20 protein-coding genes and 1 riboswitch are annotated in these 20,702 nt (G+C 68.7%); of the genes, 11 read left to right on the top strand and 9 right to left on the bottom strand.

The window, feature by feature from the left end:
* Positions 1-11: 11 nt before the first annotated feature.
* The 5 genes from P1K89_RS22715 to P1K89_RS22695 all read left to right on the top strand — a co-directional run bounded on the left by P1K89_RS22715 (position 12) and on the right by P1K89_RS22695 (position 4,797).
* The gene (locus tag P1K89_RS22715) at positions 12-650 is read left to right on the top strand and encodes an ANTAR domain-containing response regulator (RefSeq protein WP_284618806.1); all 639 of its coding nucleotides are present in this window, start codon (positions 12-14) and stop codon (positions 648-650) included.
* A 303-nt stretch (positions 651-953) separates the two neighbouring features.
* Positions 954-2,201, top strand: coding sequence for a CmpA/NrtA family ABC transporter substrate-binding protein (locus tag P1K89_RS22710; RefSeq protein ID WP_284618805.1), 1,248 nt, complete (start codon positions 954-956; stop codon positions 2,199-2,201).
* Entirely contained in the window at positions 2,201-3,121 is a 921-nt protein-coding gene (gene ntrB, locus P1K89_RS22705) for a nitrate ABC transporter permease (RefSeq protein ID WP_284618804.1), read from the top strand. Before P1K89_RS22710 ends, ntrB begins: the two co-directional genes overlap by 1 nt.
* 19 nt (positions 3,122-3,140) lie before the next feature.
* The gene (locus tag P1K89_RS22700) at positions 3,141-3,938 is read left to right on the top strand and encodes an ABC transporter ATP-binding protein (RefSeq protein ID WP_284618803.1); all 798 of its coding nucleotides are present in this window, start codon (positions 3,141-3,143) and stop codon (positions 3,936-3,938) included.
* Between the two features lie 190 nt (positions 3,939-4,128).
* Positions 4,129-4,797, top strand: coding sequence for a histidine phosphatase family protein (locus tag P1K89_RS22695; RefSeq protein WP_284618802.1), 669 nt, complete (start codon positions 4,129-4,131; stop codon positions 4,795-4,797).
* A 54-nt stretch (positions 4,798-4,851) separates the two neighbouring features.
* On the opposite strand, the gene fdx is transcribed toward P1K89_RS22695, so the two are convergent.
* From fdx to uvrB, 9 genes are all read right to left on the bottom strand, one after another.
* Positions 4,852-5,190, bottom strand: a complete 339-nt coding sequence (gene fdx, locus P1K89_RS22690) for an ISC system 2Fe-2S type ferredoxin (protein WP_284618801.1) — start codon at positions 5,188-5,190, stop codon at positions 4,852-4,854.
* Between the two features lie 17 nt (positions 5,191-5,207).
* Positions 5,208-7,064: a Fe-S protein assembly chaperone HscA gene (hscA, locus tag P1K89_RS22685; RefSeq protein WP_284618800.1), complete on the bottom strand. Its 1,857-nt coding sequence runs from the start codon at positions 7,062-7,064 to the stop codon at positions 5,208-5,210.
* A gap of 34 nt (positions 7,065-7,098) precedes the next feature.
* Positions 7,099-7,617: a Fe-S protein assembly co-chaperone HscB gene (gene hscB, locus P1K89_RS22680; RefSeq protein ID WP_284618799.1), complete on the bottom strand. Its 519-nt coding sequence runs from the start codon at positions 7,615-7,617 to the stop codon at positions 7,099-7,101.
* 96 nt (positions 7,618-7,713) lie between these two features.
* A complete protein-coding gene (gene iscA, locus P1K89_RS22675) occupies positions 7,714-8,037 on the bottom strand; it encodes an iron-sulfur cluster assembly protein IscA (RefSeq protein ID WP_284618798.1) in 324 nt (107 codons plus the stop codon).
* A gap of 4 nt (positions 8,038-8,041) precedes the next feature.
* A complete protein-coding gene (gene iscU / locus P1K89_RS22670; protein ID WP_284618797.1) occupies positions 8,042-8,476 on the bottom strand; it encodes a Fe-S cluster assembly scaffold IscU in 435 nt (144 codons plus the stop codon).
* Between the two features lie 46 nt (positions 8,477-8,522).
* A complete protein-coding gene (locus P1K89_RS22665) occupies positions 8,523-9,737 on the bottom strand; it encodes an IscS subfamily cysteine desulfurase (RefSeq protein ID WP_284618796.1) in 1,215 nt (404 codons plus the stop codon).
* 85 nt (positions 9,738-9,822) lie between these two features.
* Positions 9,823-10,356 (bottom strand): Fe-S cluster assembly transcriptional regulator IscR, encoded by a 534-nt coding sequence (gene iscR, locus P1K89_RS22660; RefSeq protein WP_173129564.1) that lies wholly within the window; start codon positions 10,354-10,356, stop codon positions 9,823-9,825.
* A gap of 166 nt (positions 10,357-10,522) precedes the next feature.
* Positions 10,523-11,029 (bottom strand): low molecular weight protein-tyrosine-phosphatase, encoded by a 507-nt coding sequence (locus P1K89_RS22655; RefSeq protein ID WP_284618795.1) that lies wholly within the window; start codon positions 11,027-11,029, stop codon positions 10,523-10,525.
* 39 nt (positions 11,030-11,068) lie between these two features.
* Positions 11,069-13,165: an excinuclease ABC subunit UvrB gene (gene uvrB / locus P1K89_RS22650; RefSeq protein ID WP_284618794.1), complete on the bottom strand. Its 2,097-nt coding sequence runs from the start codon at positions 13,163-13,165 to the stop codon at positions 11,069-11,071.
* Between the two features lie 155 nt (positions 13,166-13,320).
* Here uvrB and P1K89_RS22645 point away from each other — a divergent pair, with 155 nt between their 5' ends.
* The 6 genes from P1K89_RS22645 to P1K89_RS22620 all read left to right on the top strand — a co-directional run bounded on the left by P1K89_RS22645 (position 13,321) and on the right by P1K89_RS22620 (position 20,692).
* Complete coding sequence (locus tag P1K89_RS22645) at positions 13,321-14,517, top strand: amino acid aminotransferase (RefSeq protein ID WP_284618793.1); 1,197 nt, start codon at positions 13,321-13,323, stop codon at positions 14,515-14,517.
* A gap of 209 nt (positions 14,518-14,726) precedes the next feature.
* Positions 14,727-16,025 carry a polyhydroxyalkanoate depolymerase gene (locus tag P1K89_RS22640; protein ID WP_284618792.1) on the top strand — a complete coding sequence of 433 codons (1,299 nt, stop codon included), beginning with the start codon at positions 14,727-14,729 and terminating at the stop codon, positions 16,023-16,025.
* A gap of 63 nt (positions 16,026-16,088) precedes the next feature.
* Positions 16,089-16,847 carry an electron transport complex subunit RsxB gene (rsxB, locus tag P1K89_RS22635; RefSeq protein WP_284618791.1) on the top strand — a complete coding sequence of 253 codons (759 nt, stop codon included), beginning with the start codon at positions 16,089-16,091 and terminating at the stop codon, positions 16,845-16,847.
* Positions 16,844-17,785 (top strand): DMT family transporter, encoded by a 942-nt coding sequence (locus tag P1K89_RS22630; protein ID WP_284618790.1) that lies wholly within the window; start codon positions 16,844-16,846, stop codon positions 17,783-17,785. Before rsxB ends, P1K89_RS22630 begins: the two co-directional genes overlap by 4 nt.
* Before the next feature lie 8 nt (positions 17,786-17,793).
* Entirely contained in the window at positions 17,794-18,438 is a 645-nt protein-coding gene (gene nth / locus P1K89_RS22625) for an endonuclease III (protein ID WP_284618789.1), read from the top strand.
* Positions 18,439-18,460: 22 nt separating this feature from the next.
* A riboswitch (cobalamin riboswitch) is annotated at positions 18,461-18,702 on the top strand.
* Positions 18,703-18,781: 79 nt separating this feature from the next.
* On the top strand, positions 18,782-20,692 hold the full coding sequence (locus P1K89_RS22620; RefSeq protein WP_284618788.1) for a TonB-dependent receptor domain-containing protein: 1,911 nt from the start codon (positions 18,782-18,784) through the stop codon (positions 20,690-20,692).
* Positions 20,693-20,702: the final 10 nt, after the last annotated feature.

Here is a 20,702-nt window from a genome sequence, read left to right as displayed (position 1 = left end):
CGAGCCCAGGCATGGCAGAACCCGCGCCATCGCTGCGCATCGTGATCATCGCGCCCGAGTCGCTGACGCCGGGCCCGGACGCCGACGACGAGGACCTCGGCGCCGCGGAGCGCTCGCGCAGCCTGCGCATCGGGCTGCTGGAGAGCGGCTACAACATCGTCGCGGTGCTGCCCTCGGACATCTTCCTGCCCGAGCGCCTAGCGCAGATCCAGCCGGATCTCATCATCGTCGACGCCGAGAGTCAGGCCCGCGACACGCTGGAGCACGTGGTGATGGCCACGCGCGATGCGCGGCGGCCCATCGTGCTGTTCACCGACGACGGCGACACCACGCACATGCGCGACGCGATCGCCAACGGCGTCAGCGCCTATGTGGTCGCGGGCCTCGCGCCGGCACGCGTGAAGCCGGTGCTCGACGTCGCGATGGCGCGTTTCCAGGTCGAGGAATCGATGCGTCGCGAGCTGGCCGACGCGCGCAGCCAGCTCGAGGAGCGCAAGGTCGTCGAGCGCGCGAAAGGCCTGCTGATGCACCGCCATGCGCTGAGCGAGCCGGAAGCCTATGCCCGGCTGCGCAAGGCGGCGATGGACAAGGGGCTGAAGCTCGCGGACCTCGCGCAGCGCATGCTCGACGCGGCGGACCTGCTGGCCTGATCGCGGTGCGTCCGCAGGCCGCGGCAGGCACAGCCGGCATGCATCAGAACACCGAGTTGGTGCACCAGCAGCCCGGAACACCCCTCACGGACCTGGCACGGCGATTGCGATAGTCCCTGCGGGCCGGTCAACGGCGACGGGCCCGCACATTGAACTGCACGGACCAGTCAACGACGACCGGTCACGGCCAGGACGACGGCGTCCCCACCCAAGGCTCCATCAGTGAGCCCGACGGTGCGGACGCCTTTTGTTTTTCCAGCTCGAAAGACTCACATGCCATCCAGCCCGAAGGACCCGATCGACATGGGACGCCGTACCGTCATCAAGGCCGCAGCGGCGACCGCTGCCACCGCCGGTGCCAGCGGCATGATCCCCGGCCTGCAGGCCGCGGTGTATGCGCAGGGCTCCGACAAGCCCGAGAAGGAAGAGGTGCGCATCGGCTTCATCCCGCTGACCGACTGCGCGAGCGTCGTGATGGCCTCGATGCTGGGCTTCGACAAGAAATACGGCGTCAAGATCATCCCGACCAAGGAGGCCTCCTGGGCCGGCGTGCGCGACAAGCTGGTCAACGGCGAGCTGGATATGGCCCACGTGCTGTGGGGCCTGGTCTACGGCGTGCACCTGGGCATCGGCGGGCCGAAGAAGGACATGGCCGTGCTGATGAACCTGAACCACAACGGCCAGGCCATCACGCTGTCGAAGAAGCTCGCCGACAAGGGCGCGGTCGACGGCCCGTCGCTGGCCAAGCTGATGGCCACCGACAAGCGCGAGTACACCTTCGCGCAGACCTTCCCGACCGGCACGCACGCGATGTGGCTGTACTACTGGCTCGCCAGCGTCGGCATCAATCCGATGAAGGACGCCAAGGTCATCACCGTGCCGCCGCCGCAGATGGTGGCCAACATGCGTGTCGGCAACATGGACGGCTACTGCGTCGGCGAGCCCTGGGGCCACCGCGCCATCATGGACGGCATCGGCATCACGGGCGTGACGACGCAGGACATCTGGAAGGACCATCCGGAAAAGGCGCTCGGCACGACGGCGGACTTCGTCAAGAAGTACCCGAACACCGCGCGCGCGGTGACGATGGCCATCATCGAGGCCGGCCGCTGGATCGATGCCGGCCTGCAGAACAAGATGAAGATGGCCGAGGTCGTGGCCGACAAGAGCTACGTCAATACCAGCGTCGACGCGATCAACCAGCGCATCCTCGGCCGCTACCAGAACGGCCTGGGCAAGACCTGGGACGATCCGAACCACATGAAGTTCTTCAACGACGGCACGGTGACCTTCCCGTACCTGAGCGACGGCATGTGGTTCCTGACGCAGCACAAGCGCTGGGGCCTGCTGAAGGACCACCCTGACTACCTCGCCGTCGCGAAGCAGATCAACCAGATCGAGCTGTACAAGCAGGCCGCGTCGGCGCTGAAGATCAACGTGCCGAAGGACCCGATGCGCGCGTCGAAGCTGCTCGACGGCGTCGTCTGGGATGGCAAGGACCCGGCGAAGTACGCCGACTCGTTCAAGGTCAAGGCCCTGGGAGCCGCATGATGGTCAGCGCCGTTTTCCATTCCCCGCTCGACGCCGTCGCCGACGAACGCGCCGCGGCGCGCACGGCGACACCCGCCGCGAAGGAAGCGCCGGCGGTGCCAGCGCCCAAGGTGAGCGTCCCGAAGGCCACGACCGCGCGGGCGCCGTTCGACTGGCGCGGCCTCGCGCTGAAGGTGCTGCCGCCGATCATCGGCCTGGCGCTGCTGATCGGCATCTGGGCGCTGCTGACGATCAAGAGCACGAGCTTCCCGACCCCGGCGATGACCTTCGACGCCGCGGTGAAGCTTTTCGCCGATCCCTTCTACCGCAAGGGACCCAACGACCAGGGCATCGGCTGGAACATCCTCAGCTCGCTGCAGCGCGTGGGCATCGGCTTCGGCCTCGCGGCGCTGGTCGGCATTCCGATGGGCTTCATGCTCGGCCGCTTCGAGTTCCTGAACCGCATGGTCTCGCCGCTGGTGAGCCTGCTGCGGCCGGTGTCGCCGCTGGCCTGGCTGCCGATCGGCCTGCTGGTGTTCAAGTCCGCCAACCCGGCGGCGATCTGGACCATCTTCATCTGCTCGATCTGGCCGATGATCATCAACACCGCGGTCGGCGTGCAGCGCGTGCCCAGCGACTACCTCAACGTCGCCAAGGTGCTGAACCTGTCGGAGTGGAAGGTCATCACGCGCATCCTGTTCCCGGCGGTGCTGCCCTACATGCTGACCGGCGTGCGCCTGTCGGTGGGCACCGCGTGGCTGGTGATCGTCGCGGCGGAAATGCTCACCGGCGGCGTAGGCATCGGCTTCTGGGTCTGGGACGAGTGGAACAACCTGAACGTGCAGCACATCATCATCGCGATCTTCGTGATCGGCATCGTCGGCCTCGCGCTCGAGCAGTTGCTGATGGCCGTGGCCAAGCGCTTCTCGTTCGACGGCTGACGCGCCAGGAGGCACCGACATGAAGAACTTCATCCAGGTCCAGAACGCCGAGATGGTGTTCAACACCAAGCAGGGCCGTTTCCACGCGCTGCGCGAGATCGACCTGACGGTCGCCAAGGGCGAGTTCGTCACGCTGATCGGCCACTCGGGCTGCGGCAAGTCGACCTTGCTGAACCTGATCGCCGGCCTGCTGCAGCCGACGTCCGGCGTGCTGCTGTGCGACAACCGCGAGATCAACGCGCCCGGTCCCGAGCGCGCGGTGGTGTTCCAGAACCACTCGCTGCTGCCGTGGCTGACCTGCTTCGAGAACGTCTACCTGGCGGTCGAGCGTGTCTTCGGCGAGCGCGAATCGAAGGCGCAGCTGAAGGCGCGCGCCAAGGCGGCGCTGGAGCTCGTCGGCATGGGCCATGCGCTGAACAAGCGGCCGCACGAGGTCTCCGGCGGCATGAAGCAGCGCGTGGGCATCGCGCGCGCGCTGGCGATGGAGCCGAAGGTGCTGCTGATGGACGAACCCTTCGGCGCGCTCGACGCACTCACGCGCGCGCACCTGCAGGACGAGCTGCTGAAGATCGTCGCGCGCACGCAGAGCACGGTGGTGATGGTCACGCACGACGTCGACGAGGCCGTGCTGCTGTCGGACCGCATCGTGATGATGACCAACGGGCCGGCGGCGACGATCGGCGAGATCCTCACCGTCGAGCTGCCGCGGCCGCGCAACCGCGTCGCGCTGGCCGAGGATGCCACCTACGTGCACTGCCGCAAGGAAGTGCTGGACTTCCTGTACACGCGGCACGGCCATGTTGAGAAGGCGGCCTGAGCCGCCGGCCCCATTGGCATAGGCATTGCTAAAGATCGATCGGCGCTCGCAACGGCGTCTGTCTATCTCCTCAGCAGGGCACGTGCCCTTTCGTCCACACCCTCCGTCGCGCAGCGCGCCGGAGGGTGTTTTTTCGACCGGGTCGCGGTCGTGACAAGCGACGGTCGAATGCCATTCGACAATCCCGCCCATGGGACGACTCTTGTTGGTGCGCCACGGCCAGGCCTCGTTCGGTGCCGCGAACTACGACCAGTTGAGCGAGCTCGGCCACCGGCAATGCCGCCGCCTGGGCGAGTACCTGCGCGAGCGCGGCGCGCGTTTCGAGGCGGTGGTCACCGGTACGCTGAACCGCCACCTGCAGTCGTGGCAGTCGATCGCCGAGGGCCTCGGCGTGACGCAGGACGCCCTGCCCTGGGCCGGCCTGAACGAGTACGACAGCGAAGCGGTGATCGCCACGGTGCATCCGCACAAGCTGCAGAAGCCCGAAACCCCCGAAATGGTGCGCCACCACTTCCGCCTGCTGCGCGACGGACTGCGCGCATGGATGGCGGCCGAGGTGCAGCCCGCCGGCATGCCCAGCTACCGCGAGTTCGTCGCCGGCATCGAAGGCGCGCTGGACCACGTGCGCACGAAGCACGAAGGCGACGTGCTGATGGTCTCCAGCGGCGGGCCGATCTCGACCGCGATGGGTCTGGTGCTGCAGACGCCGCCCGAGACGACGATCGAGCTGAACCTGCGCATCCGCAACAGCTCGGTCACCGAGTTCGCGTTCACGCCGAAGCGGCACATGCTGGTGACCTACAACACGCTGCCGCACCTGGACACGGACGAGCACCGCGCCTGGGAAACGTACACCTGAGCCTCGAGCGCCCCGGCCGGCACGAAGCGCCGGTCCCGCCCGGCGTCTGTCCGATCAGTGGTTCTCTTTGGCGTGATTGATCGAGTACTTCGGAATCTCGATCGTCACGTCGGTGTCCGCCAGGATCGCCTGGCAGCTCAGACGTGACTGCGGCTCCAGGCCCCACGCGCGGTCGAGCATGTCCTCTTCCTCTTCCTCCTGCTCGTTCAGCGACGCCAGGCCCTCGCGCACGATGACGTGGCAGGTGGTGCAGGCGCAGCTCATCTCACAGGCATGCTCGATCGCGATGCCGTTCTCGAGCAGAGCCTCGCAGATGGACGTGCCGCGCGGCGCCTCGATGCGATCGCCCTCGGGGCAGTACTCGGGATGCGGCAGGATCTTGATGACGGGCATGGCCGGGGCTTCAGTCTTCAGATGTCGTCGACCTTGCGGCCGGTCAGCGCGGCCTGGATGCCGCGGTTCATGCGGGCGGCGGCGAACGCCTCGGTGCCGTCGGCCAGCGCCGCGACCGCCGCATCGATCGCCGCGGCATCGTCGGCTGCCGCCGTGCGCGCGATGTCGGCCAGCAGCGCGTCGATCGCCGCGCGCTCGCCATCGTCGAGCAGGTCGCCGTCCGCGGCCAGCGCCGAGCGCGTCGCCAAGGTCATGCGTTCGGCCTCGACGCGCGCTTCGTTGAGCTTGCGTGCGGCCATGTCGCTCTCGGCGCTGGCGAAGCCGTCGCGCAGCATCTGTGCGATCTGATCGTCGGCAAGGCCGTAGCTCGGCTTGACCACCACCGCGGCCTCGACACCCGAGCCGAGCTCGCGCGCGCCGACGCTCAGGAGCCCGTCGGCGTCGACCTGGAAGCTGACGCGGATGCGCGCGGCGCCGGCAGCCATCGGCGGGATGCCGCGCAGCTCGAAACGCGCGAGCGATCGGCAGTCCGACACCAGCTCGCGTTCCCCCTGCACGACGTGGATGGCCATCGCCGTCTGGCCGTCCTTGAAGGTCGTGAAGTCCTGCGCCTTGGCGACGGGAATCGTCGTATTGCGCTCGATCACGCGCTCGACCAGCCCGCCCATGGTCTCCAGGCCCAGCGACAGCGGGATCACGTCCAGCAGCAGCAGCTCGCCGTCGCGCGCATTGCCGGCCAGCGCGTTGGCCTGGATCGCGGCGCCGAGCGCGACGACCTCGTCCGGGTTCAGGTTGATCAGCGGCTCGCGGTCGAACAGCGCGCCGACCGCCTCGCGCACCGCGGGCATGCGGGTCGAGCCGCCGACCATCACGACGCCCTGCACCTCGTCCTTGCGCAGGCGCGCATCGCGCAGCACGCGGCGCACGGCGCCCAGCGTGCGGTCGATCAGCGGGCGCACCAGTGTCTCCAGCTGTTCCCGGCTGACGCGAAGGTCGAGCGTCGTGTCGGCGACCTTGCAGCGCAGCGTCGTAGCCGGCGCGTCGCTCAGCGCTTCCTTCGCGGCCCGCGCGGCCACCAGCACGCTGCGCTTGTCCTGCGCGCTCGTCGCTTGCACGCCCGCCTGCTGCAGCGCCCAGTCGGCCAGCGCGTGGTCGAAGTCGTCGCCGCCGAGCGCGGCGTCGCCGCCGGTCGCGACGACTTCGAACACCCCCCGCGACAGCCGCAGCAGCGAGATGTCGAAGGTGCCGCCGCCGAGGTCGTAGACGGCGTAGAGGCCCTCGCTGCCGTTGTCGAGGCCGTAGGCCACCGCGGCCGCGGTGGGCTCGTTGATCAGCCGCAGCACGTTCAGGCCGGCGAGCTGGGCCGCGTCCTTCGTCGCCTGGCGCTGCGCGTCGTCGAAGTAGGCCGGCACGGTGATCACCGCGCCGTAGAGCTCGTCGTTGAAGCTGTCCTCGGCGCGGTAGCGCAAGGTCGCGAGGATCTCGGCGGACACCTCGACCGGCGTCTTCAGCCCGGCGCGCGTCTCGATCGCCACCATGCCCGGCTGGTCGACGAAGCGGTACGGCAGCTTCGCGGCGCCGGTGACGTCGGCGAGCTTGCGGCCCATCAGCCGCTTGACCGAGACGATGGTGTTCTCCGGGTCGGTGGCCTGCACCGCCTGCGCATCGAAGCCGATCTGGCGGCCGCCTTCGGGCGCGTAGCGGACGATCGACGGCAGGATCACGCGGCCCGACGCATCGGGCAGGCATTCGGGCATGCCATGGCGCATCGCGGCGACCAGCGAGTGCGTGGTGCCCAGGTCGATGCCCACCGCGATGCGACGCGCGTGCGGGTCGGGCGACTGGCCGGGTTCGGAGATCTGCAGCAAGGCCATGGCGGCGGCGTTCTTCGTTGTCGGGTGTCGTCGGTCAGGCGTCGAGCGCCTCGAGCCGGCGGTGGATGTCTTCGCGGAAGCGGGCGACGAACATCAGCGCCCTCACCTGCTGCGCGGCGGCCGCGGTGTCGGGCGTGTCGTCCAGCGCGTGGCGCAGCCGTTCGAGCAGCGCCGCTTCGTGCGCGGCGACGTCGGCATCGATCTGCTCGACCGCCGGTGCGTCGTGCGCGTCGTCGAGCGCCTCGCGCCAGTCCATCTGCTGGTGCAGGAACGCCGCAGGCATCGCGGTGTTGTTCTCGGCATCGATCGGGGCGCCGCGCAACTCGCACAGGTAGGCTGCGCGCGTCAGCGGGTCCTTCAGGCGCCGGTAGGCCTCGTTGACCCGCACGGCCCACTGCATCGCGACCCGCTGTGCGGCGGTGCCCTCGGCGACGAAGCGGTCCGGGTGCACCGTCGCCTGCAGTTGCCGCCAGTGCTCGTCGAGCTCACGGCGATCGAGCGCCATGCGCTGCGGCAGGCCGAACAGCGTGAAGTCGTCGTCGCTGAGCTTCATCGGGGAGAGCGCAAGGTCAGTTGAGGTCGGGTCGGACAAGACAACGGCGCGGTCGAACCACACCGCGCCGTCGTCGCATCGGGGGCGCTGCAGGCGTCAGACGCGGAAGGATTCCCCGCAGCCACAACGATCCTTCTCGCGCGGGTTGTGGAACTTGAAGCCTTCGTTCAAGCCCTCGCGCACGAAGTCGAGCTCGGTGCCGTCGATGTACGGCAGGCTCTTCGGATCGACCAGCACCTTGACGCCGTGGCCTTCGAACACGTGGTCTTCCGGGGCCACCTCGTCGGCGTACTCGAGCTTGTAGGCCAGGCCCGAGCAGCCGGTGGTCTTGATGCCCAGCCGCACACCGACGCCCTTGCCGCGGCGGGCGATGTAGCGGGCGACGTGACGGGCGGCGGCCTCTGAGAGCGTGACGGCCATGGGATCAGCGGGCTGCTGCGCCGGCGGCCTCGGCAGCCGCCGGCTGGGCCGCGGCATCGCCGTGCTTGGCCTGGTAGTCCTTGACGGCCGCCTTGATCGCGTCCTCGGCGAGGATCGAGCAGTGGATCTTCACCGGCGGCAGCGCCAGCTCCTCGGCGATCGTCGTGTTCTTGATCGTCATCGCCTCGTCGAGCGTCTTGCCCTTGACCCATTCGGTGACCAGCGACGACGACGCGATCGCCGAGCCGCAGCCATAGGTCTTGAAGCGCGCGTCCTCGATCAGGCCGGTGGCCGGGTTGACCTTGATCTGCAGCTTCATCACGTCGCCGCAGGCCGGGGCGCCGACCATGCCGGTGCCGACCGTCTCATCGCCCTTCTCGAACGAGCCGACGTTGCGCGGGTTTTCGTAGTGGTCGATGACCTTGCTGCTGTATGCCATGTCCGTGCTCCAACGATTTCCGAATATTCAGTGCGCGCTCGCTGCGTCAGTGCGCGCTCCACTCGATCGTGCTCAGGTCGACGCCGTCGCGGTACATCTCCCACAACGGCGACAGCTCGCGCAGCTTTGCGACGCGGTCCTTCAGGATGTGCACCGCGTAGTCGATCTCCGCTTCGGTGGTGAAGCGGCCGATCGTCATGCGCAGGCTCGAGTGCGCCAGCTCGTCGCTGCGGCCAAGCGCGCGCAGCACGTAGCTCGGCTCCAGGCTCGCGGACGTGCAGGCCGAGCCCGACGACACCGCGATGCCCTTGACGCCCATGATCAGCGACTCGCCCTCGACGAAGTTGAACGACATGTTGAGGTTGTGCGGCACGCGCCGCTCGAGGTCGCCGTTGACGAAGACCTGCTCGATGTCCTGCAGCCCGGTCAGCAGCCGGTTGTGCAGCATGCGGATGCGCTCGCTTTCGGTGCCCATCTCCTCGCGGGCGATGCGGAAGGCTTCGCCCATGCCGACGATCTGGTGCGTCGGCAGCGTGCCCGAGCGCATTCCGCGCTCGTGGCCGCCGCCGTGCATCTGGGCCTCGATGCGGACGCGCGGCTTGCGGCGCACGTACAGCGCGCCGATGCCCTTCGGGCCGTAGGTCTTGTGCGAGGCCAGGCTCATCAGGTCGACCGGCAGCTTCGCGAGGTCGATCGCCACCTTCCCGGTGGCCTGCGCGGCATCGACGTGGAAGATGATCCCGCGCTCGCGGCACAGCGCGCCGATCGTCGGGATGTCCTGGATCACGCCGATCTCGTTGTTGACGAACATCACCGAGACCAGGATGGTGTCCGGCCGCAGCGCGGCCCTGAACTGGTCGAGGTCGATCAGGCCGTCTTCCTGCACCGGCAGGTAGGTCACCTCGAAACCCTGGCGCTCCAGCTCGCGCGTCGTGTCGAGCACCGCCTTGTGCTCGGTCTTCACGGTGATCAGGTGCTTGCCGCGCGTCTTGTAGAACTGCGCAGCGCCCTTGATCGCGAGGTTGTTCGACTCGGTCGCGCCCGAGGTCCAGACGATCTCGCGCGGGTCAGCTCCCACCAGCTCGGCCACCTGCACGCGCGCCTTTTCCACCGCCTCTTCCGCTTCCCAGCCCCACGCGTGGCTGCGCGATGCCGGGTTGCCGAAGTGTTCGCGCAGCCACGGGATCATCGCGTCGACGACACGCGGGTCCACCGGCGTCGTTGCGCCGTAGTCCAGGTAGATCGGGAAATGCGGGGTCATGGATTGGCGGTTGGCTGGGTCTGGGACTGCGTCGCGTGCGTCTTGTCGACAGCGCGCGCGGCGCGCTGCTACGACAGGGCGCCGCCTACTTCGACATGGCGCTTCCGAGTGCGAACACCGAATTCGGCGCCGTCACCTTGATCGGCTTGACGACCGGCACGGTCGAGATCGCGCGCTTGATCGGCGCTTCCTCGATCGACACGCCCTTGGCGAGTTGGTCGTCGACGAGCTTCTTCAGCGAGATGGAATCGAGGTACTCGATCATCTTCTGGTTCAGGCTGGCCCACAGGTCGTGGGTCATGCAGCGGCCGGCATCGTCGCCCATGCAGTTTTCCTTGCCGGCGCAGCCGGTGGCGTCGATCGGCTCGTCGACCGCCACGATGATGTCGGCGACGGTGATCTCCTCGGCCTTGCGACCCAGCGAATAACCGCCGCCGGGGCCGCGCGTGCTCTCGACGAGCTCATGGCGGCGCAGCTTGCCGAACAGCTGCTCCAGGTAGGACAGCGAGATCTGTTGCCGCTGGCTGATCGCCGCGAGCGCGACCGGCCCGTTGTTCGAGCGCAGGGCCAGATCGATCATCGCGGTCACGGCGAAGCGGCCTTTGGTGGTCAGACGCATGGGGTTTCTCCTGAGTGCCCTGCGGCAGAATGCCGCAGCTTGACGACCGTTGTGGGTGAGCGGCTGTCAGGCCGGCAGTGTGCCGACGGGTTTACCCGAATGGCGGTCGAATTCCGACTGCCGTAGTCAAGTATATCTGAAGCCGACTAATTCGGTCGAGATTGCCTCAGGAAGTTCCCAGCCGCTTGCGAAGCGTCAAGACAAGGCCGTCACACGCCGGCTCGATGAGGTCGAGCACGTGCTCGAAGCCGGCCGGCCCGCCGTAGTAGGGGTCCGGCACGTCCTGCAGCCCCAGCGCCGGGGCGTGGCGCAACAGCAGCCCGAGGCGATCGTGCAGCGGCGCCGGGCAGAGTCGCTGCAGATGCTCGAGGTTCTCCCCGTCCATCGCCAGCACCCATTGGTGGCGGTCGAAATCCTCGCTGGACACGCGCCGCGAGCGGATGCTCGACAAGTCGTAACCGCGTTTTGCAGCGGCGGCGACCGCCCGCACATCGGGCGCACCACCGCGCTCGCCATGCGTGCCCGCTGACGCCACGCCAACGCGGCCATCCAGTCCCGCGCGGGCCAACTTCGTGCGCAACACCCCTTCCGCCGTTGGTGAGCGGCAGATGTTGCCCAGGCACACCATCAGGACGTTGATCTCGGGCAAAGGTTTGCGGCGGAAGAAGAGCACGGCCGGCATCGTAGCCGACCGCGGGCCTCGCCGAGCGCGTCAGCGCGCCGGCAGCGCGCTGGCGTCGTGCGCGCCACCGGCGCCGAAGGCCTGTTCCCGCAGCGCGGCCAGCTGGTCGCGCACCCGCGCCGCCTTCTCGAACTCCAGGTTCTTGGCATGCTCGAGCATCTGCTTCTCGAGCAGCTTGATGCGCTTGGCGAGGTCCTTCTCGCTCAGGCCTTCGCCGGCGGCTGCATCGACGAAGCCCTTCAGCTTGGTCTTGTCGTCCTGCGCTGCGACGATGCCGTCGATCATCTCGCGCACCTGCTTGCTGACCGTGCGTGGCACGATGCCCATCGCCTCGTTGTGCGCGATCTGCTTCTGGCGCCGGCGATCGGTCTCGCCGATGGCCTTGCGCATCGACTCGGTCATCTTGTCCGCGTAGAGGATCGCGTGGCCGTTGACGTTGCGCGCCGCGCGGCCGATGGTCTGGATCAGGCTGCGCTCGGCCCGCAGGAAACCTTCCTTGTCGGCATCCAGGATCGCCACCAGCGAGACCTCCGGGATGTCCAGGCCTTCGCGCAGCAGGTTGATGCCCACCAGCACGTCGAACACCCCCAGCCGCAGGTCGCGGATGATCTCGACACGCTCCACGGTGTCGACATCGGAGTGCAGGTAGCGCACCTTGACGCCGTTGTCCGTCAGGTAGTCGGTCAGCTGCTCGGCCATGCGCTTGGTGAGCGTGGTGATCAGCACCCGCTCGCGCACCTCGACGCGGTCGCGGATCTCCTGCAGCACGTCGTCGACCTGGGTCGCCGCGGGCCGCACCTCGACGATCGGGTCGACGAGGCCGGTCGGCCGCACCAGCTGCTCGACGACCTGGCCGGCATGCTGCTGCTCGTAGGTCTGCGGCGTCGCCGAGACGAAGATCGCCTGCCGCATCTTGCCCTCGAACTCCTGGAACTTCAGCGGCCGGTTGTCGAGCGCGCTGGGCAGACGGAAGCCGTACTCCACCAGCACTTCCTTGCGCGCCCGGTCGCCGTTGAACATGCCGCCGAGCTGGCCGATCAGCACGTGGCTTTCGTCGAGGAACATGATCGAGTCCTTCGGCAGGTAGTCCACCAGCGTCGGCGGCGGATCACCCGGGCGCGCGCCGGACAGGTGGCGCGTGTAGTTCTCGATGCCCTTGCAGTGGCCGACCTCCTGCATCATCTCGAGGTCGAAGCGCGTGCGTTGTTCCAGCCGCTGGGCCTCGACCAGCTTGCCGGCGGCGACCAGCTCGGCCAGGCGCTCGCGCAGCTCGACCTTGATGGTCTCGATCGCCGCCAGCACGCGGTCGCGCGGCGTCACGTAGTGGCTCGACGGATAGATCACGAAGCGCGGCACCTTCTGACGGATGCGCCCGGTCAGCGGGTCCAGCAGCGACAGCGACTCGATCTCGTCGTCGAAGAGCTCGATGCGGATCGCCAGCTCCGAATGCTCGGCCGGGAAGACGTCGATCGTGTCGCCCCGCACACGGAAGGTGCCGCGCGCGAAGTCCGCCTCGTTGCGCGTGTACTGCATGCGGATCAGCTGCGCGATGACGTCGCGCTGGCCGATCTTGTCGCCCGAGCGCACGATGAAGCGCATCTCGCTGTAGTCCTCGGGCTTGCCGATGCCGTAGATCGCGCTGACGGTGGCGACGATGACCGTGTCGCGGCGCTCCAGCACACTTTTCGTCGCCGACAGCCGCATCTGCTCGATGTGCTCGTTGATCGACGAGTCCTTCTCGATGAACAGGTCGCGCTGCGGCACGTAGGCCTCGGGCTGGTAGTAGTCGTAGTAGCTGACGAAGTACTCGACCGCGTTCTTCGGGAAGAACTCGCGAAACTCGCTGTACAGCTGCGCGGCCAGCGTCTTGTTCGGCGCGAAGACGATCGCCGGCCGCCCCAGCCGGGCGATCACGTTGGCCATCGTGAAGGTCTTGCCCGAGCCGGTGACGCCCAGCAGCGTCTGGTAGGCCAGCCCGTCATGGACGCCTTCGACGAGCTGTTCGATCGCCGTCGGCTGGTCGCCGGCGGGTGGGTACGGCTGGAACAGCTGGAACGGGGAATCGGGGAAGGTCACGAACTCGCCCTGCGGCGCGGCCAGTGTGTCGGCAGTGACGGTCTCGGTCATCGGGTAATCCCTGAACTAAAATCGCGCGGCTCACGGGGTTGGTCCCGCTGCCTCAGTCAGCCAGACAGGGTAGCGCAGCAACCGCGGGGCCTGCAGCCCTTCCCTCCGCCAACCCCTGCCGGCTGCTGCCACCCTTCTGACAGGATGCTTCCGAGATGACGCTGTTTGCCGCCGTCGACATGGCCCCGCGCGACCCGATCCTGGGCCTGAACGAACAATTCAACGCCGACACGAACCCCGCCAAGGTGAACCTCGGCGTCGGCGTGTATTTCGACGACAACGGCAAACTGCCGCTGCTGAACTGCGTGCAGGCCGCCGAGCACCAGCTGGTCGAGGCGCACAAGCCGCGCGGCTACCTGCCGATCGACGGCATCGCCGCCTACGACAAGGCCGTGCAGGGCCTCGTGTTCGGCGCCGACAGCGCGATCCTGAAGGCCGGCCGCGTGGCCACCGTGCAGGCCCTCGGCGGCACCGGCGGCCTGAAGATCGGCGCCGACTTCCTGAAGAAGCTGCAGCCGGGCGCCAAGGTGCTGATCAGCGACCCGAGCTGGGAGAACCACCGCGCGCTGTTCACCAACGCCGGCTTCCCGGTCGAGACCTATCCGTACTACGACGCCGAGAACCGTGGCGTGCGCTTCGACGCGATGCTCGCGGCGCTGGACGCGGCGCCGGCCGGCACCGTCGTCGTGCTGCATGCCTGCTGCCACAACCCCACCGGCTACGACATCACGCCGGCTCAGTGGACGAAGGTCGTCGCGGTGCTCAAGCAGCGCAACCTGATTGCCTTCCTGGACATGGCCTACCAGGGCTTCGGCGAGGGCATTGCCGAGGACGGCGCGGTGATCCAGCAGTTCGTCGACTCGGGCATGGACTTCTTCGTGTCGACCTCGTTCTCGAAGAGCTTTTCGCTCTACGGCGAGCGCGTCGGCGCCTTGAGCGTCGTCTGCGCCAGCAAGGAAGAGGCGAGCAAGGTGCTGTCGCAGCTGAAGATCGTGATCCGCACGAACTACTCGAACCCGCCGACCCACGGTGCCCAGGTCGTCGCCACCGTGCTGGACACGCCGGCGCTGCGCAAGATGTGGGAGGAAGAGCTCGCCGGCATGCGCCAGCGCATCAAGCAGATGCGCTCGCTGCTGGTCGAGAAGCTGGCGGCCGCCGGCGTGAAGCAGGACTTCGGCTTCATCCAGTCGCAGGTCGGCATGTTCAGCTACTCCGGCCTGTCGGTAGCGCAAATGCAGCGTTTGCGCAGCGAATTCGGTGTCTATGGCGTCGATTCGGGCCGCATCTGCGTCGCGGCGCTGAACTCGAACAACATCGACTACGTCGCGTCGTCGATCGCCAAGGTGCTCTGAACCAGGGTTACACACGCCCGGAGGCCCGGCTTGACCGGGCCTTTTTCTTTGCAGGCCACCCGCCGGGAGGAGGTCGAAGCCAACGATTGCCCTGATAGTTACGTGTTTTTCCGCACGTGCAATTGCGCCATGCGCCGTCACCATGTTCAGGGTAGTATTCCTTCATGCTGCGCCGCAGCATGCCTGACCTGATTCCGGAGTCGCTTCGAATGCTGTACCAGTGGTATGAAACCCAGCGCGCTCTGATGGCGCCGTTCGCCGAGTTCGCTAGCGCCTCGTCGAAGCTCTACAACCATCCCTTGTCGCCGTTCACGCACACGCCGCTGGCCCAGCGCGTGTCCGCGGGCTTCGACCTGATGCACCGGCTGGCCAAGGAGTACGAGAAGCCGCAGTTCGACATCCGCACCGCCACGGTCGCTGGCGTCGAGGTCGCCGTGCAGGAGCAGGTGCCGATCACCAAGCCCTTCTGCCGGCTGCTTCGCTTCAAGCGCTTCACCGACGTCGCGCCGGTGCTCGAGAAGATGAAGTCGCAGCCGGCCGTGCTGGTGGTCGCCCCGCTGTCGGGCCACCACTCCACGCTGCTGCGCGACACCGTCAAGATGCTGCTGCACGACCACAAGGTGTTCATCACCGACTGGACCGACGCGCGCAACGTCCCGACCGACCAGGGCCCCTTCCACCTCGACGACTACATCGCCTACGTGCAGGAGTTCATCCGCCACATCGGCCCCGAGGTCAACGTCATCTCGGTCTGCCAGCCCACGGTGCCGGTGCTGGCCGCGGTGTCGCTGCTGGCCACCAAGGGCGAGTTCACGCCGCGCACGCTGACGATGATGGGCGGCCCGATCGATGCCCGCCGATCGCCGACCGCGGTGAACAACCTGGCGATGAACAAGAGCTTCGAGTGGTTCGAGAACAACGTGATCTACCGCGTGCCGCCGAACTTCCCCGGGGCCGGTCGCCGCGTCTACCCGGGCTTCCTGCAGCACACCGGCTTCGTCGCGATGAACCCGGACCGCCACCTGTCGTCGCACTACGACTACTTCCTGGATCTCGTGCGCGGCGATGACGACAGCGCCGAGTCGCACCGGCAGTTCTACGACGAGTACAACGCCGTGCTCGACATGCCGGCCGAGTACTACCTGGACACCATCAAGACCGTGTTCCAGGACTTCGCGCTGGTCAACGGCACCTGGGACGTCCAGGGCACGCTGGTGCGGCCGCAGGACATCACCACCAGCGCGCTGCTGACGGTCGAGGGTGAGCTCGACGACATCTCCGGCGCCGGCCAGACCAAGGCCGCGCACGAGCTGTGCACCGGCATCCCGAAGACGCGCCAGTTCCACTACGACGTCGAAGGCGCCGGCCACTACGGCATCTTCTCGGGCCGCCGCTGGCGCGAGAAGGTCTACCCGGAGATCAAGCGCTTCATCGAGCGCTTCAACCGAGACGAGGAACGCCTGGACATCGCGCCGGCGCCGCGCAAGCGCAACGGCAAGCGCGCCTGACGGACCTCGCGCCACGCCGGCCCCTTCGGCGGCTGGCCGGTCACCCCTGGGGATAATCCGGCGGTGACCGCCACCGCTGCCCGATCCGCCACCGATTCCATCGCGATCGCCGCGCTCGCCGAGCGCATCGACGCCGCGCTGCCGCAGACGCAATGCACGCGCTGCGGCTACCCCGACTGCCGCCACTACGCCGAGGCCATCGCCACCGGCGAGGCCGACATCAACCGCTGCCCGCCGGGCGGCGCCGAAGGCATCGTGCGCCTCGCCGAGATCACCGGCCGCGCTCCGCGGCCGCTGGACACCGAGCGCGGCCACGAAGGCCCGCTGAAGCTCGCCATCATCGACGAGGCCTGGTGCATCGGCTGCACGCTGTGCATCAAGGCCTGCCCTGTCGACTGCATCGTCGGCGCGCCGAAGCTGATGCACACGGTGATCGACCACCTGTGCACCGGCTGCGAGCTGTGCATCCCGGTCTGCCCGGTCGACTGCATCGCGCTGGCCGACGTCAGCGGCCAGCGCACCGGCTGGGACGCGTGGTCGCCCGAACAGGCGGCCACCGCGCGCGACCGCTACGCCTTCCACCAGTTCCGCGTCGAGCGCGACAAGCGCGAGAACGACGAGCGCCTGGCCGCCAAGGCCGCCGCGAAGCTGGCGGACCTGGAGAACCAGACCCGCCTGGAGGATCCCGACGCGATCGCCGCCAAGCGCGCGGTGATCGAAGTGGCGCTGGCCCGCGCGCGCTCTCGCAGTGGTGGCGGCGGCGGCAGCGGCAGCGGCGGCAGCGGCAGCAGCAGCGACCCTTCCGGCGGAACGGCCCGATGAGCGCCACGCTGCCACGCGGGCCGATCGCCTCCGGCCCGGCGCCGCTGTCGCGCCTGCAATCGGGCGGGCTGCTGCTGCTGGCCGCGCTGATCTGGGGCTCGGCCTTCGTCGGCCAGGCGCTGGGCATGGCCGGCGTCGGCCCGTTGACCTTCACCGGCGTGCGCTTCCTGCTCGGCGCGCTGGTCGTGCTGCCGCTGGCGCTGCGCGAACAGCAGCAGCTGCGCCGCGACGGCCACCGCACCGGCGGGCGCGACCTCGCGTGGGTCGGATTGCTGGGCGCGCTGCTGTGCATCGGCGTCGTGCTGCAGCAGATCGGGCTGATCAGCACCAGCGTCACCAACGCCGGTTTCCTGACCGCGCTGTACGTGCCGCTGGTGCCGCTGCTGGCGTGGTTGCTGCTGCGCCAGCTGCCGCACTGGAGCATCTGGCCGGCCTCGATCGGCTGCCTCGCCGGCACCTGGCTGATGACCGGCGCGTCCCTGTCCGCGCTGTCGCCGGGCGACTTGTGGGTGCTGTCCAGCACGATCCCCTGGGCCTTCCACGTGCTGCTGGTCGGCCGCATCGCCAACCGGCTGCGCGGCGCCTACACGCTGGCCTGCGGCCAGTTCCTGGTCTGCGCGCTGCTCAGCGGGGTGCTGGGCCTGGCCACCGAGCCGATCAGCACCGAGGGCCTGCGCACCGCCGCGGGCGCCATCCTCTACACCGGCATCGTCTCGGTGGGCATCGGCTTCACGCTGCAGGTGGTCGGCCAGCGCCATGCGCACCCGGCCGATGCGGCGATCATCTTGTCGTCCGAGACCGTCTTCGCGGCGTTCTTCGGCGCGCTGTTCATGGGCGACCGGCTGAGCGCCAGCGGCTTCGCCGGCGCCGCGCTGATCCTGGCCTGCATCGTCGCGATCCAGATCCAGCCCTTGCTGAAATCCCGCTTCCAGCGCTGAAACCGCCGATGAAGACCGCCGACATCGAACCCTTCTTCGCGACGCTTGCCGCCGCCAACCCGCAGCCGGCGAGCGAGCTCGAATACACCACCGTCTTCGAGTTGCTGGCCGCCGTGCTGCTGTCGGCGCAGGCCACCGACGTGGGCGTCAACAAGGCGACGCGGCGCCTGTTCCCGGTCGCCAATACGCCGCAGAAGATCCTCGCGCTCGGCGTCGAGGGCCTGACCGAGTACATCCGCACGATCGGCCTGTACCGCATGAAGGCCAAGCACCTTGTAGAGACCTGCCGCATCCTCGTCGAGCAGCACGGCGGCCAGGTGCCGCGTGCGCGCGAGGCCCTGCAGGCGCTGCCGGGCGTCGGCCGCAAGACCGCCAACGTGGTGCTGAACGTGGCGTTCGGCGAACCGACGATGGCGGTCGACACGCACATTTTTCGCGTCAGCAACCGCACCGGCCTGGCGCCCGGCAAGAACGTCATCGACGTCGAGCTGCGCCTCGAAGAGCGCGTGCCCGAGCCTTACCGGATCGAGGCCCACCACTGGCTGATCCTGCATGGCCGCTATGTCTGCGTCGCGCGCACGCCGCACTGCAGCGCCTGCGCGGTCAGCCGCTGGTGCGACTACTTCCGCCTCGGCGCTACGCCCCGGGCGTGAAGCGGCCCGCGCCGCAAGCGACGGTATGATGCACGCCGTTGGTGCTCGCGCCGAAGCAGTCTTGCGGCGGCGCAGTTCAACGGGAATCAGGACAGGCGACGCCACCGGCGAAACCTCAACCTGAGCTGCCCCCGCAACGGTAAGCGGACGAAGGTTTCCACCTTCAGCTCCTGTCGACATCCCACTGGCCGCGATGAAGCGTCCGGGAAGGGCACAGGGGCCGTCTCCGCCAGCCCGGATACCGGCCAACGAGGTGGTGTGCCGTCCGTCCAGGACGATGCGCCGTACGGTGTCCGCCTGCGGGGAAGCAGGACGGCACGTCCAAGCGTCCCCAGCAGTCCCGATGTCCTTCCGCTCCTCCCCGCGCCGCGCCGTTGCGCCGCGCACGTCCCTGCCCGTCGTTGCCCTCGCCGCCATCGCGGCCACCGCGCTGCCCGCCGGCGCACAGTCCTCCAAGCCCCCGGCCGAACCGATCGTCGTGGTCGGTGCCCGCGAACCGCTGCCGGCCAGCAAGGTCGCCGCCGATGTCGTGGTGATCGATGCCGAGCGCATCAACCGCTCGACCGCCGATTCGATCGAAGACCTGCTGCGCCGCGAAGCCGGCGTGCAGGTCTCGCGCAACGGCGGCCCCGGCGCCAATGCCAGCCTCTTCATCCGTGGCGCCGGCTCCGGCAATACGCTGGTGCTGGTCGACGGCGTGCGCATCGGCTCGGCGACGCTCGGCTACGCCGAGATGGAATCGCTGCCGCTGGCCGCGATCGAGCGCATCGAGGTGCTGCGCGGCCCCGCGTCCAGCCTCTACGGTGCCGATGGTTCCGGCGGCGTCGTGCAGATCTTCACCCGCCGCGGCGACGGCGTGCCGTACGCGTCGGCGCGCGTGGCCGCCGGCGGCTACGGTGCGCGCGAGGGCTCGCTGCACGCCGGCGCCTCCTTCGGCGCGGTCGACCTCGCCGGCGGCGTCTCGCACGAGCGACTCGAAGGCGAATCGACGCTGCGACCCAACGACCGCTTCGGCAACCACAATCCCGATGCCGACGGCTTCCGGCGCACGAGCGCGCAGGCCCGGCTCGGCTGGCAGCCCACGAAGGACCACCGCGTCGAAGCGATGTGGCTCGAGACGCGCCTGAACAGCCAGTACGACGCCAGCGAGTTCCTGCCGCCGACCTATGCCCAGGACCCCTCTCCCGACTTCCGCAACCGGCTCGAGACCCAGGTCGGCGCGCTGTCCTGGCACGGCCGCTGGGGCAGCGACTGGACCTCGCTGCTGCGTTTCGCGACGCAGGAAGGCGACTCGCACACCGGCGGCCGCCAGATCGACCGCTTCCGCACGCAGCGCCGCCAGCTCGACGCGCAGGCGACGTGGCGCATCGCCGCCGAGCAGCGCCTGACCGTGGCCTACGAAGGGCTGCGCGAAGAGGCGCTGTCGACGAGCTACCTCGGCGACGTCGCGCGCGACAACGACGCGCTGGTGCTGGCCTACGCCGGCAGCTTCAACGGACTGTCCATGCAGGCCGACCTGCGCCGCGACGACAACTCGGTCTATGGTGGTGTGAACACCGGCCGCCTCGGCGCGTCCTACGCCCTCGCCGCCGGCTGGCGCGTGCGGGCGCTGGCCGGCCAGTCGTTCAAGGCGCCGAGCTTCAACGACCTCTACTACCCCGGCTACGGCGTCGCGACGATCCGCCCCGAGCGCTCGAAGAGTTTCGAGTTCGGCATCGACGGCCGCTGGTCCGGCGCACACGTCTCGGCCACCGCGTGGCGCACCCGCGCGCGCGACCTCGTGGCCTACGAGGCCGACAATGCGCGCTGCCCGAACGATCCCGGCTACAGCTACGGCTGCGCCGCGAACATCGGGCGCGCGCGGCTGGAAGGCCTCAGCCTCAACGGCGGGCTGCAGGCGGGACCCTGGCAGGGCCGCGCGGCGATCGACTTCCTCGACGCCAAGGACGCCGACACGAACCAGCGCCTGCAGCGCCGCGCCGCGCACCAGGCGAGTGTGTCGCTGGACTACGACGCCGGCCCGTGGCTGATCGGCGTCGCCGCGCTGAACGTCGGCGACCGGCCCGACGGCGGCAAGACGATGGCCGCCTACACGACGATCGACCTGCGCGCCCGCTGGCGCTTCGCGCCGCAATGGCAGCTCGAAGCCAAGGTGTTGAACGCCACCGACCGCGACATCGAACCGGTGCGCGACTACCAGGCACTCGGCCGGCAAGGCTGGATCGGCGTGCGCTGGGATTTCGCCGGGCGCTGAACAAACGGCA

It is taken from the genome of Aquabacterium humicola (assembly GCF_030167915.1).
Taxonomy (GTDB): Bacteria; Pseudomonadota; Gammaproteobacteria; order Burkholderiales; family Burkholderiaceae_C; genus Pseudaquabacterium; species Pseudaquabacterium humicola.
The sequence above is the reverse complement of the archived record's forward strand: the minus strand, read 5'-3'. Positions and strand labels throughout refer to the sequence as shown.

Excerpts from the sequence above, each read along its gene's own strand:
- P1K89_RS22715 (WP_284618806.1), top strand. The coding sequence starts at position 12 with ATGGCAGAACCCGCGCCATCGCTGCGCATCGTGATCATCGCGCCCGAG.
- P1K89_RS22710 (WP_284618805.1), top strand. The coding sequence starts at position 954 with ATGGGACGCCGTACCGTCATCAAGGCCGCAGCGGCGACCGCTGCCACC.
- ntrB (WP_284618804.1), top strand. The coding sequence starts at position 2,201 with ATGGTCAGCGCCGTTTTCCATTCCCCGCTCGACGCCGTCGCCGACGAA.
- P1K89_RS22700 (WP_284618803.1), top strand. The coding sequence starts at position 3,141 with ATGAAGAACTTCATCCAGGTCCAGAACGCCGAGATGGTGTTCAACACC.
- P1K89_RS22695 (WP_284618802.1), top strand. The coding sequence starts at position 4,129 with ATGGGACGACTCTTGTTGGTGCGCCACGGCCAGGCCTCGTTCGGTGCC.
- fdx (WP_284618801.1), bottom strand. The coding sequence starts at position 5,190 with ATGCCCGTCATCAAGATCCTGCCGCATCCCGAGTACTGCCCCGAGGGC.
- hscA (WP_284618800.1), bottom strand. The coding sequence starts at position 7,064 with ATGGCCTTGCTGCAGATCTCCGAACCCGGCCAGTCGCCCGACCCGCAC.
- hscB (WP_284618799.1), bottom strand. The coding sequence starts at position 7,617 with ATGAAGCTCAGCGACGACGACTTCACGCTGTTCGGCCTGCCGCAGCGC.
- iscA (WP_284618798.1), bottom strand. The coding sequence starts at position 8,037 with ATGGCCGTCACGCTCTCAGAGGCCGCCGCCCGTCACGTCGCCCGCTAC.
- iscU (WP_284618797.1), bottom strand. The coding sequence starts at position 8,476 with ATGGCATACAGCAGCAAGGTCATCGACCACTACGAAAACCCGCGCAAC.
- P1K89_RS22665 (WP_284618796.1), bottom strand. The coding sequence starts at position 9,737 with ATGACCCCGCATTTCCCGATCTACCTGGACTACGGCGCAACGACGCCG.
- iscR (WP_173129564.1), bottom strand. The coding sequence starts at position 10,356 with ATGCGTCTGACCACCAAAGGCCGCTTCGCCGTGACCGCGATGATCGAT.
- uvrB (WP_284618794.1), bottom strand. The coding sequence starts at position 13,165 with ATGACCGAGACCGTCACTGCCGACACACTGGCCGCGCCGCAGGGCGAG.
- P1K89_RS22645 (WP_284618793.1), top strand. The coding sequence starts at position 13,321 with ATGACGCTGTTTGCCGCCGTCGACATGGCCCCGCGCGACCCGATCCTG.
- P1K89_RS22640 (WP_284618792.1), top strand. The coding sequence starts at position 14,727 with ATGCTGTACCAGTGGTATGAAACCCAGCGCGCTCTGATGGCGCCGTTC.
- P1K89_RS22630 (WP_284618790.1), top strand. The coding sequence starts at position 16,844 with ATGAGCGCCACGCTGCCACGCGGGCCGATCGCCTCCGGCCCGGCGCCG.
- nth (WP_284618789.1), top strand. The coding sequence starts at position 17,794 with ATGAAGACCGCCGACATCGAACCCTTCTTCGCGACGCTTGCCGCCGCC.
- P1K89_RS22620 (WP_284618788.1), top strand. The coding sequence starts at position 18,782 with ATGTCCTTCCGCTCCTCCCCGCGCCGCGCCGTTGCGCCGCGCACGTCC.